A 12,959-nucleotide genomic window follows, 5' to 3' on the forward strand; every position below is an offset into this window, starting at 1 on the left:
AGCGAGTGAGCTCACATTCCGCACCGTATTGAAGTCTATCGAACCAGATCGATAAACCGGCTTGCGGTAATCGACAGCGGCATATTGCGCATCGTCATGAACCCGACACGAGAGGGCGGCAGCCGTACGTCCAACCGTATCTCGAAAAGAGAGCCCTCCTCCAGTTCCTTCGCAACAAACTCCCGGGTCACGTAAGAGATTCCGAGTCCTTTCCTCGCAAACTCGATGAGCAGATCGACGCTTCCGACCTCGATTTGAGGTTTCAGCGTATAGCCGTAGCTTTGAAATAATTCCGTAATGGCCATTCGTGCCCGGCTATTGCGCGAGAATAAAATAACCGGGTGTTCCAGCAGCCTATCCAGTGTCAGAACCGCGTCCTTAAGCCCGGCATAACGGGCTCCCGCCACAAAACAATCCTGCAGCTGGATACTCTCTCTTACGTCAAGCTGCGGATCGACGATAGGCAGGCGGACGACGCCCAGATCGATTCTGCCTTCTTTCAAGAAAGCTATGATTTCCGGTGTCGTGCCATGATTCAGGTGAAGCCGGATACCCGGATGCTTCTGAAGAAAGTGTTCCAGGTACGGAAGCAGGTAATGCTTGAACAGCGAATCGCTTCCGCCGATCCGCAGCTCGCCGCTGTCCAAATTTTTAAGTGCGGCCATTTTTTCTTCGGCCAGCGTGATCAAGATATGAGACCGCTCGATATAGGAATATAGAACGGCGCCTTCATGCGTCAGCGATACGCCTTTGGGATTCCGGTAAAACACCGTGATGCCGAGTCTGTCCTCCAGCTGTTTGATGGCGTGGCTCACGCTCGGCTGGGTGAGGAACAAAGCTTTGGCAGCCTGCGTCAAGCTGCCTGTCTTCGCGGCCCAATAAAACACTTTGTACAATTCGTAGTTATTACCCATAGACATGGTCTATAGCTCCTGTGAAATATATTAATTACTTACATGCATACGATTCGTATTATAGTGGAACTGCGAGCAACAATCCAGAGTTTCCGGATCGGGAAGCAGCCATGCCGCAGCTGCGGACGATCGATCAACTATAGACTGCCGGGAGGAGAAAGGAAATGGAGCCGACCACGTTTATTTTGTTTGGAGCGACAGGAGATTTGGCCAAAAGGAAAATTTATCCTGCCTTGTATAATTTGTTTGTCGATAATTTGCTGCCGCAATCCTTCTTCTTGATCGGTCTCGGAAGAAGAGAATGGTCCGATGAGACGTTTCAGGCCAATGTCGAGCGGTCCATCCGCGAGTTTTCCAGACGCGAAGCGGAGGATCCCGCGCTCCTGAAACCGTTCTTGCGCCTATTCCGTTATTGCGTACTGGATGCCGGACGCCAGGAAGATTACCGGAAACTGCTGCAGATGATCGAACAACGGGAACAAGAGCTACGCCTTGCGCCGAACCGTCTGTTTTATTTGTCCGTCGGTCCGGAATTTTTCGAAACGATCGCAGCCAATATCCAAGAAAGCGGACTCGGTTCCGCGGACGGCTGGAAGCGTCTTGTGATCGAGAAGCCTTTTGGCCATGATCTGCAATCGGCCCGGGATTTGAACCGGAAACTGAACAAGGCTTTTGCGGAGCATGAAATTTTCCGGATCGATCATTATCTCGGCAAGCCGATTGTCCAGAAGCTGGAGGTGCTGCATCAGACCGATCCGATCCTTCGGGAATTGTGGACCGGCCGCCGCATTGCCAATGTGCAGATTACGGCGGGCGAAACCGTAGGTGTCGAGGAAAGAGCGGGCTATTACGATCATGCCGGCGCTGTCAGAGACATGTTCCAAAACCATATGCTGCAATTGCTTATGATGCTGGCGGTTCACTTTCCGAACGACAGTGCGGACGAGATGTCGCGCGTAAAGAAGAGAAAGGTGATGGAAGCCCTTAGACCGCTGCGAAAACAAGATGTGGTCGAGAGCGTGATCCGCGGGCAATACACGGCCGGAACGATTCAAGGAACACCGGTAACCGGCTATACTTCCGAACCGGGTATTGCACAACAATCGATGAACGATACGTTTATTGCCGCCAAATTGCGGATCGACGATTCCTTCTGGGACGGAGTTCCTTTCTATATCCGAACAGGCAAAAGAATGAGGGAGAAGTCCACCCGGATCGTGATCGAGTTCAAGGACGCCTTGATGCCATCATTCGCAGCAAAAAGCGGCAGCAAAGCGCCTAACCTTCTAGTCTTTGAGATTGGCCCCAAGGAAGGAATTTCGCTGCGATTCCATAAGAAGGATGCTCCGCATACCGAAGAGTTCGAGCCCGTTCATGTCGACTTGACTGCAAATCGCGGCGACGTCCAGGAAGCTTACGAAAATTTGATTTGCGATGCTTTGCGTGGAGACCCTAGGTTTTTCGCCCATTGGGACGAAGTCGAATTGTCTTGGGTATGGGTCCAACCGATTCTGGAAGCATTCGAGGACAATCTCGTTCCGCTTCGCTTGTATGAAGCGGGCTCCTACGGACCGGCTGAATCCGACGTGCTACTGGCGGAGGACGGCTATCATTGGTGGTTCGATACCAAGACAGAACAAGAATCCAACACAAAAGAAGGGGAACCTTATGCCTATCACACAAACTATTGATCAGTTGGCCGTCGATACGATCCGGACTTTGTCCATCGACGCCATCAACAGTGCCAATTCCGGTCATCCGGGGCTGCCTATGGGAGCTGCGCCGATGGCGTACGCCCTTTGGTCCAAGCTGCTGAATCACAATCCCGGTCATGCTAAATGGTTTAACCGCGACCGCTTCGTACTGTCGGCAGGTCACGGCTCGGCCTTGCTGTACAGCTTGCTGCATTTGTCCGGTTACGATGTGTCGATTGACGATTTGAAGCATTTCCGCAAGCTGAACAGCAAGACGCCGGGACATCCCGAATACGGGCACACAGATGGGGTGGATGCGACAACGGGACCTTTGGGACAAGGGATTGCAATGGCTGTCGGGATGGCGATGGCCGAAGCGCATTTGGCCGCGAAGTTCAATCAAGCCGGGTTCCCGGTTGTCGATCATTATACGTATGCGCTTGTCGGGGACGGCTGCTTGATGGAAGGGATCTCTTACGAGGCGATGTCCATGGCGGGACATATGAAGCTCGGCAAATTGATCGTCTTGTACGATTCCAACGATATTTCCCTCGACGGTGATCTGAACCTTTCCTTTGGGGAAAATATGCAAAAAAGAGCCGAATCGGCTCATTGGGAATATATACGGGTAGAAGACGGCAATGACGTTGCGCGTATTGCCGAAGCGATTGCGGCAGCCAAACAAAACGGATCCCAGCCGACTCTCATCGAAGTTCGGACGATTATCGGGTACGGCAGCAAAGTAGCGGGAACGAACAAGGCACACGGCGTTCCGCTCGGCAAAGATGAGGCGAAAGCGACCAAGAACGTATATGGCTGGCAGTACGAGGAAGAGTTTACCGTTCCGGAAGAAGTCAAAGCTCATTTCCGCCGGCTTATGCAAGAGGGCGAGGCCAAGGAACAACAATGGAACAAATTGTTCGCTTCCTATAAAGACCAACATCCATCGCTCGGCACGGAACTTGAGCAGGCGATCGACGGCTCCGTGCTGTTGGATGCCGCAGATATTGTTACGTTCGACACTTCCAAAGCGATTTCCACCCGCGTAGCAAGCGGGGAAGCTATCAACCGTTACGTGAAAACCGTTCCGTCCATTTTTGGCGGAAGCGCGGATTTATCGCATTCGACGATGACGGACATCGGCAAAGAGCAAACGTTCGCCGTCGACTCTTATTCGGGCCGCAATATTTACTTCGGCGTCCGGGAGCATGCGATGGGCGCGGCGGGGAACGGCATGGCTTTGCATGGCGGCGTAAAACCGTTCGTCAGTACGTTCTTCGTATTCAGCGACTATTTGCGTCCGTCCATCCGGTTGGCGGCGCTGCAGAAGCTGCCTGTCATTTATGTATTTACCCATGATTCGATTGCAGTCGGGGAAGACGGACCTACGCATGAGCCGATCGAGCATTTGGCCGCCCTGCGCTCCATCCCGGGGCTTACGGTCATCCGACCGACCGATGCCAATGAAACGGCTAGCGCATGGGCGTACGCTTTGCGGCAGCAAGAAGGCCCGGTAGCCCTCGTGCTGAGCAGACAAAATCTGCCTGTATATGAAGCGACCAAGGCCAATATCGACAAGGTGGCGAAAGGAGCTTATGTTCTGGCCGAAACGAACGATCAGCCGGATCTGATTCTGATCGGAACCGGATCCGAGGTTTCGCTGGCCGTCCATGCCAAAGCGGAGCTGGAGCGTGACAACATCTCCGTTCGCGTGGTCGCCATGCCGTGCAGAGAGCTGTTCGATCGGCAGCCCGAGGCTTACAAGCAAAGCATTTTACCAACATCCGTCTCGAAACGGATCGCCATCGAAGCGGGAATATCGCTAGGATGGGATCGTTACACGGGTCTCGGCGGAAAAGTATTGGCAATCGATACGTTCGGCGCTTCGGGACCTGGAAATGAGGTAATGGAATATTTCGGCTTCTCCATATATAATGTAGTTCGTCAGGCAAAAGAGTTACTGCGGTAACCAGCCCTAAACCAAAACAAACGGAGGTAGTACCCAATGAAATTTTTTATCGATACGGCAAACTTGGCAGACATCAAAAAAGCGTATAAAATCGGCGTCTTGTCCGGCGTTACGACGAATCCGTCGCTGGTTGCCAAAGAAGGCGTGAAATTCGAAGACCGCATTGCCGAGATTTTGCGGGAAGTGCCAGAGGTTGAATCCGTCTCGGCCGAAGTAACCCCGGATGCGGAAACCGCCGAAGAAATGATCGCGCAAGCGAACGAATTGATCAAAATCAATAATTATGACAAAAACATTACGATCAAGCTTCCGATGACGCTGGAAGGGTTGGAGGCTTGCCGTTACTTGTCCAAAAAAGGCGTGAAAACCAATGTGACCTTGATTTTCACCGTAAACCAGGCGCTGTTGGCCGCTCGCGCAGGCGCAACCTATGTATCGCCGTTCCTCGGCCGTTTGGATGACATCTCGGAAGACGGCGTTCAATTGGTTGCCAAAGTCGCGGAATTATTCCGTACGCATAACCTGGATGCGCAAATCATCGCGGCATCTGTCCGTCATCCGGATCACGTGACTCGAGTGGCGATGGCAGGCGCACATATCGCAACGATTCCGTTCTCCGTTATCGAACAAATTTCGAAGCACCCGCTGACCGATCAAGGGATCGCGAAATTCGCCGCCGACTGGAAAAAAGCGGTTCAATAAAAATAGGTTTGCTTCACCTGGAGCCGCGATTCTCGCGGCTTTTTTTTTGCACTCGGGCGAATCTTCGGCATGGAGATCCTGCAAGCAGATAGACTCGGACTATACCATCAAGTATGTTTATTCGGAGATCAGCGTAGCTGTGTGAAAAATTAATTAAAAACTATATATCGTAAGAACCACCGTGCTATTCTAGCATTACGGGAAGGGAAGACCGTTTTACATTGAAATGGCATAAGGTGGGAACTGACGTGGGGAAGCCGCAATCTTGGGAATCATGCGATGAGGATATCAGGCGATTTGTGTTAAAGCTCGTGGAGCGGTTGAGAAAGGAGCTTGACGATAGGCTGGAAGGCGTCTACCTTCACGGATCGCTGGCGACGGGCAGCTATTATCGGCCGAAGAGCGACTTCGATATGATAGTGGTTGCAGATGGCAAGCTGGAAGCAGGACTTGCCGAGTCGGTCGGCATCGCAATCGCGGAGGAGGCTGAGACGAGACCTACTGTCGGCAATGTCGAGCTTAGTGTCATAACGGCCGACACGGCTAGGCAAGTCCCGAAGGCGATGCCTTACGAAGTGCATTACAGCACGAATTGGCACGAGAAGATTATGAACCGCGAAGTGGATTACGACGGCGAACGCACGGATCCCGACTTGCTCTCCCATTTGACCTATGTGGCGAAACGCGGCATTTGTTTGTACGGCAAACCGATTCGTGAAGTATTCAGCACCGTCGAATGGCTTCATTTTATGGAGTCGGTCCTGGACGACTTTACTTGGATCGTTGAAGACGATCATATCGTGGAGACGCCGTTCTACGGCGTACTGAATATTTGCCGCGTATTGCAGCTTACGAGTGAAGACGGAGAAAACGTCTACAGCAAGGATGAAGGCGGGGAATGGGGACTTAGCCATCTGCCGGAGCAGTTTCATCCGATCATCCGGCAAGCGCTCGATATGTATCGTTCTTCGGAGCCCGTATCCGAGGAGCAGCGGAGGCGGGGCGGCAAGGAGTGGGACGAAGCCGCTCTGCACGCTTTCCGGGATTATGCCAAGTTCATAATGGATCGGAAGGGAAGGCATTAAGAAGACTTTCCGCGTTAAGGGGACGATCTCGATCGTCCCCTCAGGCTGTCGAGAAACCCCCGATTTTTTCAAGGGCGATTAAAAAGAACATTTTTCACATCATAACGTGGCTCTCAGATCGTTTTAAATCGATTTTTCTTGTTTGAGACGAGAGTCACCACATAAAAAAATAAAGTGCGAAATGCCCATTAGACTTTATCGACACTCTGAGGGGACGATCTCGATCGTCCCCTTTTTTTTTGCCGGTGCAGCCAGCAGACGAAACGGACAGCAGCTTCATTCACTGCCATTCGTTAATTTGCTCTGGATCAGTTTCACTTGTTTTTTTACCGTTTCTACGGATTTATGCAGCTTCTTCGCGATTTGCGTTTTGCTTAACCCTTGTTTCTTCAAATCATAAACTTCCCGTTCCGTAGGGGTCAATATTTTCAGCTTGCGTTCCTTACGAAGTTCGGCCGTCAGAACGCTCGAGACGTCGGAGTGCAGACTGACCTTCCCGGCATATGCCTCCCGTACCGCTTGGGGAATGTCCCTGTAAGACGTTTTGGTCATATAATTGACAGCCCCTAGATCAAACGATTCCAGTATGATTTCCGTATCTTCGCAGGAAGTGAGCATAATCAATTTATCTATGCCGAGGTCCGACAATTTGCTTGCAACCTGAAGCCCGCATAAATTATCGGCGTCCTCGGAAAGCTGCAAATCGATCAATACTACGTCTACGGTCGAATTAGTGATGCCGTCCGTCGCATCTTCCATCGTGAAGGCTTGTTTGACTACGGCGATATCGTTCTCTTTCTCGATATATTCGGTTAAATATTTCATCCAAACCGGATCGTCTTCCACGATCATAAGTTTAATTTTGACCATAAGCCACCTTTTCGTGATGAATCGGATGGGCTGGTGGGATTACGGAAACAGATCGTATTCTTTTCATCGGAAATGCCAATGTGAATGTGGTTCCTTGCTCCAAATGGCTTTTGACCGTAATAGAGCCGCCGTGCTTCTGCATGACGTTATAGCAGTATGTCAATCCGAGTCCGTAATTCCCTGCCTTTCCTTTAGTCGTATAAAACGGATCGAACACCAATACCCGGTTGTCCTTCTCAATCCCCTTTCCGCTGTCCGTAATATCGAGGTAAGCGTTCCTGCGCGTGCGGTATGTTTTAAATAAAAGAGTCCCGCCGTCGTTCATGGCTTCCAGGGCGTTGTTGATCAAGTTTACGCAAGTTTCCTGTATGTGCACGGGGTCTCCGAAAATTTGTAGGTCAACGTCATATTGCCGTACAATCTCGGTTCCCTTGGAATCCAGGTGAGGCTTGAGCAAATGAAGGGCTTGCTCTATGCAATGGGTAAACCAAAATTCGGATTCCTTGAGCTCCATAATGTCGAGTTTCTTCTGAATTCGCGAGGAAAGCTCCAATACATGCTTGGTCGAATGCAAGATAAAGTCAATATCCTCATGGGGACCGCTCCAATTTTCCGGCACGATGTCCTTTACCCGATTCGCCAAAAGGTCGATTTTGGCGATTTCATTTTTGATGGCATGGTTGAGCAGCATCGTTCCGGACGTAACGGCTCTCATCGTATGATCGCGCCGCTGCTTCTCCACCCGGACTTGGACGCCGAGGAAGCCGTATCGAATGGCTATGTAGACGAATAACAAAAATTGCACTCCGATAATCCAAGGATTGTAATTCCACACTCCGGCAATCCCGAACGCCTCCAGCAAAATATTCGTTACGAGTGCAAACGAAGTCATAGGCACTACTACGACGGAGGTCCATATTTTTTGGCGTTTGATAGCCGGCCGTTTTTCCCGCCATGTCGAATAGATCATCAAAATGTTGGACCAGACAATATAGGGTGTGACCCAAAGCGCCAAAACTTTATAATCGGCTTTGAATTCGGGATAAATCGGATACAGAAAATACATGGCAATGACCGGTATGAAGAACAGCAGCTTGCACAACCCTTTTTGCAAAGGAGTTCTTAAAAGATCCGAAAAGACAACGCCGAATATGAGAATCGAATAAGACGTTCCATAGTGTCCGACCGACGATAAAAATCCGTCAAGAAGCAGAATCCAAGGAGAACGGTCCAGCTCGTGGCCGAGAAGAACGGTTAAGCCGCCGCATCCTCCGCAAAAAGCCACGATGCAGGTCCAGCGAATTTTCTCGTTCTTGGGGTCTGCGAAAAAAAGTATCAAACAGATCAACCAGAGCGCAGCCCACAATACAACCATATCTCACACCTTTATCCTCTTATTTTTTGCTGCACGAACGATAGGGCGTCTCGCGCGATTGCTTTTCCGTGCAGAACGATTCCGGCATGACCGCAATTATAAACGTGCCGCGCAGGTCTATCCCATGCTTCCCACAAATAGTCGGCATCTTCGATATGGACATACAAGTCGTTTTTGGCCGAGATCAGTAATATGCGGTCCTTCTGCAAGACCGGAACGGATTGGCTCGGCTCCGTTATTTTCCAATATCGAACAAGATCTCCGTAATTCACTCCATGATGCTCCAAATCGGTTCTAATATACTTCCCCGGGATCGTATTCCAGATCGAGTAGGACAGCCGGTTGGCATAAAAAATGGAAACCATCGCATCGATCCGAGGCTCGACCAAAGCGGTCAAATTCGTAAGAAAGCCGCCTAAACTGACCCCGATCACGATGACGGGCCCTTTTTTATTCGCCTTGATCCAGCCGATCAACGTTCGCAAATCGATTACGGCTTGCCTGACGGCTTGTATCGTTCGGCCGATATCGGCACTGACCATATACTCTCCGCTATATAACGACAGATCCGGCTTCCTTTGAACGTGATAGGGGAGGGTGAAATAATACGGATTCCATCCCAAATCGTCCATCAGCTGTTTCTGGAACATGCTTTTGATCCGATCGAACGAGCTCATTCGCCAGCCGTGTACAAAAATGACATTAGGTGCCGCTTCATTGTGATTGATCAGCACCTCTCCCGCCGATATGTCGTTCAAAGGATCGTCGGTGGCAAGCAAGCTTCGGTATGAGAATGTCCCTGTATGATACCCATCTTTAAAGCGATGAAAATCGAATATGACATTAGACGGACCATCCGCATTGTAAAAGATTTCTTTTTCCATTGATTCCGACATAGCCGCCGGAGGCGCGGAATACTGAAAATGTTTGCTTCGGGTTTTATGAAGGATATGTAGAGCAAAACGGTCTATCGCCTTGGAAATGATAGATTTCATCCCCTTATTGGTTCTTCTAAAAAAGGTTATTCGATTCCCGGTACAAAGTCACGGCTCTATGTAATCATTTTTTCGACAATTCCAGTAGGCAATTGTTATTATAAACCTCATAAAATTTTCCAAAAGATAGATTATAACATTTAATCTTCATGGGTGAGAAGGGGTATTTTTTTGGCCCTCCCCAATAGCTGCCGAAGCTTATAACATGAATTTGTCGCATCAATTGTTTTTTGGATCTAACTTTATGAGGAGGACTGGAAATGATGAAGAAAAGAATCGTATACGTGTTGATGGGGCTGTTTGCGTTCGCGCTGCTTATGCTGCCGTTGAATTCGCCATCAAACCCGCTGCAAGCTTTTGCCTCAACGGCAGCCGCGTCGGAAAATAACGGAAGCGACTTGCAGAAGCTGAGCAGCCTGAATCATGTCGTCAAAATTTATGTGCCTTCTACGGTGAACGGAAGCATTCCGATTACGGAAGAAGCTCATGAGCAATTTGTCGACCAAGCACTCACTAAATTTTCGTCCCTGTTCGGCGGAGCGACGTCCATTGGCGGAAACGGCGGCTGGATCGACGAGAACAAGAGGCTGATCAAAGAAAAGGTTACGATCGTCTACAGCTTCGCCGATAAGCTCGACAATCAGTCGCTGAACGATGTCGTAGCTTATGCCAAGCAGTTGAAAAAGGATTTGACGCAATCGTCCGTTTCCCTCGAAGTGGACGGCAAGATGTACTTTATCGAATGAGCAATGCGAAATATCGGTAATCCTTGACCAAGGAAAGCCGATTTTTCTTTTGGGGGCCATATTGCGGAAAGGAGTGGGAGAAGCAGGTGAAATTGTATGCTTTATTTATCGCGGTAATCGTTCTTCTCGCTGTTACGGGATGCGGTCGGCTGGACTTGGTCGTCCAAGAAGACAGTTCGGGAGAGGGAAATTACTCGGTTGATCTGATGGGCAAAATCTCGGCCCAGCAAATAAAAGCGGAGATGGAGAAACAGATTCAGAAGGCCAATAAGAAGGCCGGCAAAGAAATCATTACGCTAAACAAGTTCGAGGAGAAAGACGGGAAGGTAAACGCGACAGTCATATTCGGTAATATTTCCGCGCTCGGAGGAGACGATTCGCTGCTTGTGACAGTCGACGATTTGAATAGAATTTACCCGGAGCCGATACGAAAATTGACCGATGTCAAACGGCAGACCGTCATTACGCCGGAAGCTATCGAAAAAATCGGGGACAAACCCGCGATATACCTGGATATGGACGAGGATGTCGAAATAACGGTTACCGTACCCGGAAACATTTTATACGCGGCGGGAGGAACCGTCTCGGATCAAAAGCCGCGAACTTTGCTGGCGAGTGGTGATTCTGTCGTTATTGTTTATGAGCCTTCGGGCAGGTCGGATATAGTCTGGACCGTTATGCTGCTCGTTGCCGCCGTTGTTCTATATTTCTTGTATAGGAACGGGTTGTTCAAGAAGATCTTGTCCGGACGGAAAGGAGGCGGCATTCCGAATGCGCAATAAGGGACGTCTGCGGATCGTTCTGCTCAGTTGTTGGCTCCTGTCCGGCTGCGTAGGCGGAGACGGGGAGTATGCCAAGCACATGGCGGAAGCCGATAAAGCGATGGAGAATTTGGACGTGGAGACCGCCATTGAGGAGTACCGCAAAATTGCCGAGATGGCCCCCGGAAAGTTCGTATACGGCGAGGGGCGGATCGTCATCGTCCGGCAGCTGTTGGAGGATGCGGAAAATTTGAAGCAAAAACTGGGGGATTTGAAATCGCGCGCCGAGAAAGTCAAGCAAGCGCTCGCCGAACTGGATATGCGGAAAGCGAAGGCGAAAGAAATCGCCCAGGTATACCACGAGCTGAATGATGTTCATTCCGCTCTGGAGCAGTTCCCCGCCGCCGGTTTGTACAAAGAATTGGGTGACCTGCACAATAAATTCGCGAACGACGTGAAGAGCGGCAAAGTCGATCCGCTCAAAAAAGAAATCGAGCATCACATAGGCAAGCTGGCTTTTGATACGGCCGAAAACAACGTTACGGCGCTTCGCGAGCTCGAAGACGGCATGTCGAATATTGTCGGGAATGCGGCGGCCGATTATTCGGCGAAGATCAAGTCGGAAAAAGCGAAATACATCGATCTGCCGGTTACGTATAACCAAAGAAATATAACGCTCTTGGAAAATGACGCCGGTAAAATAACGTTTCTCGGCGAAGGCGTCAAAAATAACCAACTCGCGCTAATCTACAAATATGAAGGAGCGGTTCGCTATGCGGCAAAGGAGCTGCCCCCTAAAATCCAAGCCGTATTCACCGACGGCAAATCCGTTACGAGTGACAAACTGACGCTTCGCCATTATCCCGATTATGCCATCGGTTATCAGTTTATATCCGATATCCCGACAAAGACTTTGGCGCGGCTCGATTACCGTTTCGGACTGCAGCCGAAGGAGGAGTATACTAAGGTCGATATCGGCGCTGCGGGTGTCAAGGAGACTTTGAAAGAGGTATTGGCTTTACCCGACAAAGAACTCCAATCGTCCATTAAAGCGACTAACGGCCAGATTACCCTCGAAATCGGCAAAGTAAAAATAAGCGCCAATTCCGTAGAAATTCAAGGAAAGATGACGGCGAGCGCGGATACGAAGCTGAAGGAAAAAGCCGTTCTGTATGTGCCGACACTCGACACGTATCGGGACTATACCATGAATCAAGACTTGTTCGCCGGGATAGCCAAGGATATAAAAGTCACTTTCGGGCTGAACGGACGACTTCCGAATGACGCCAAATACTTGAAGCTCCATATGGCGGGGATTCAGACGAATATCGATTTGGCATCCGGAGGCGAGTATAAGCCGGACAAAGAGCTTTTGGCGCAGCAAATTATGATACCCGACAAAGATACGCAAATATGGGAGAGATTTAACGGTTGGGACCGTAAGTTTCTGGAAGACGCCTCGGGCAACATATATGCCGACGGCATCGGTTTTACGGGTGCAAATTCATGGGTGAAAGAGCCTTCCGTTTCGTTATCGATGAGCGGGGAATTCAAGCGGTTGACGGCAAAAGTAGGGGTAGACAAGACGACCGTCGGAGAAGATTTCGGGACAAGCGACTTTAAGGTGATCGGCGACGGCCGTCTACTGAAAACCATATCGTTTGGTTCATCGGCCCCCGCTACCCTTGACCTGGATTTGTATGTAAGCGGCATCCGCACGCTGCAGTTTGCAGCGGTCCAAAACCCGAAAGCTCATAATGACGCGCAGACGTTGATCATCGGGAACGGAGTTCTCACTCCATAATAAATCGACCGCGAATAAGTAATCTTTTGCGAGACCATCCTTCC

Annotated in this window: 11 protein-coding genes; 7 read left to right on the top strand and 4 right to left on the bottom strand. The window is 50.1% G+C overall.

All coding sequences use genetic code 11. The features are described 5' to 3' along the window. Window positions 1-35: 35 nt before the first annotated feature. Window positions 36-914, bottom strand: coding sequence for a LysR family transcriptional regulator (locus FE783_RS26535; protein ID WP_138882470.1), 879 nt, complete (start codon window positions 912-914; stop codon window positions 36-38). 164 nt (window positions 915-1,078) lie between these two features. Here FE783_RS26535 and zwf point away from each other — a divergent pair, with 164 nt between their 5' ends. The 4 genes from zwf to FE783_RS26555 all read left to right on the top strand — a co-directional run bounded on the left by zwf (window position 1,079) and on the right by FE783_RS26555 (window position 6,364). Next, window positions 1,079-2,605: a glucose-6-phosphate dehydrogenase gene (gene zwf, locus FE783_RS26540; RefSeq protein ID WP_138882398.1), complete on the top strand. Its 1,527-nt coding sequence runs from the start codon at window positions 1,079-1,081 to the stop codon at window positions 2,603-2,605. Next, the gene (gene tkt / locus FE783_RS26545; protein ID WP_138882471.1) at window positions 2,589-4,577 is read left to right on the top strand and encodes a transketolase; all 1,989 of its coding nucleotides are present in this window, start codon (window positions 2,589-2,591) and stop codon (window positions 4,575-4,577) included. The genes zwf and tkt overlap by 17 nt, the downstream gene beginning before the upstream one ends. Before the next feature lie 36 nt (window positions 4,578-4,613). Further along, window positions 4,614-5,279, top strand: coding sequence for a fructose-6-phosphate aldolase (fsa, locus tag FE783_RS26550; RefSeq protein ID WP_138882399.1), 666 nt, complete (start codon window positions 4,614-4,616; stop codon window positions 5,277-5,279). Window positions 5,280-5,578: 299 nt separating this feature from the next. Beyond that, entirely contained in the window at window positions 5,579-6,364 is a 786-nt protein-coding gene (locus FE783_RS26555; RefSeq protein WP_138882400.1) for an aminoglycoside adenylyltransferase domain-containing protein, read from the top strand. A 276-nt stretch (window positions 6,365-6,640) separates the two neighbouring features. Here FE783_RS26555 and FE783_RS26560 read toward each other — a convergent pair whose 3' ends face one another. Genes FE783_RS26560 through FE783_RS26570 form a run of 3 tightly spaced genes read right to left on the bottom strand, consistent with a single transcriptional unit; the run spans window position 6,641 to window position 9,604 of the window. Beyond that, on the bottom strand, window positions 6,641-7,234 hold the full coding sequence (locus FE783_RS26560) for a response regulator (RefSeq protein ID WP_138882401.1): 594 nt from the start codon (window positions 7,232-7,234) through the stop codon (window positions 6,641-6,643). Beyond that, window positions 7,221-8,609 carry a sensor histidine kinase gene (locus tag FE783_RS26565; protein WP_138882402.1) on the bottom strand — a complete coding sequence of 463 codons (1,389 nt, stop codon included), beginning with the start codon at window positions 8,607-8,609 and terminating at the stop codon, window positions 7,221-7,223. The genes FE783_RS26560 and FE783_RS26565 overlap by 14 nt, the downstream gene beginning before the upstream one ends. Window positions 8,610-8,620: 11 nt before the next feature. Further along, a complete protein-coding gene (locus FE783_RS26570; RefSeq protein WP_138882403.1) occupies window positions 8,621-9,604 on the bottom strand; it encodes an alpha/beta hydrolase in 984 nt (327 codons plus the stop codon). 260 nt (window positions 9,605-9,864) lie between these two features. Here FE783_RS26570 and FE783_RS26575 point away from each other — a divergent pair, with 260 nt between their 5' ends. The 3 genes from FE783_RS26575 (at window position 9,865) to FE783_RS26585 (ending at window position 12,915) form a co-directional block, all read left to right on the top strand. Next, complete coding sequence (locus tag FE783_RS26575) at window positions 9,865-10,350, top strand: DUF3574 domain-containing protein (RefSeq protein ID WP_238403265.1); 486 nt, start codon at window positions 9,865-9,867, stop codon at window positions 10,348-10,350. Window positions 10,351-10,436: 86 nt separating this feature from the next. Then, on the top strand, window positions 10,437-11,132 hold the full coding sequence (locus FE783_RS26580) for a hypothetical protein (RefSeq protein WP_138882404.1): 696 nt from the start codon (window positions 10,437-10,439) through the stop codon (window positions 11,130-11,132). Next, window positions 11,122-12,915, top strand: coding sequence for an NPCBM/NEW2 domain-containing protein (locus FE783_RS26585; RefSeq protein WP_138882405.1), 1,794 nt, complete (start codon window positions 11,122-11,124; stop codon window positions 12,913-12,915). The genes FE783_RS26580 and FE783_RS26585 overlap by 11 nt, the downstream gene beginning before the upstream one ends. Window positions 12,916-12,959: the final 44 nt, after the last annotated feature.

Origin of the sequence: Paenibacillus mesophilus, assembly GCF_005938385.1 — a bacterium.
Classification (GTDB): domain Bacteria; phylum Bacillota; class Bacilli; order Paenibacillales; family NBRC-103111; genus Paenibacillus_AB; species Paenibacillus_AB mesophilus.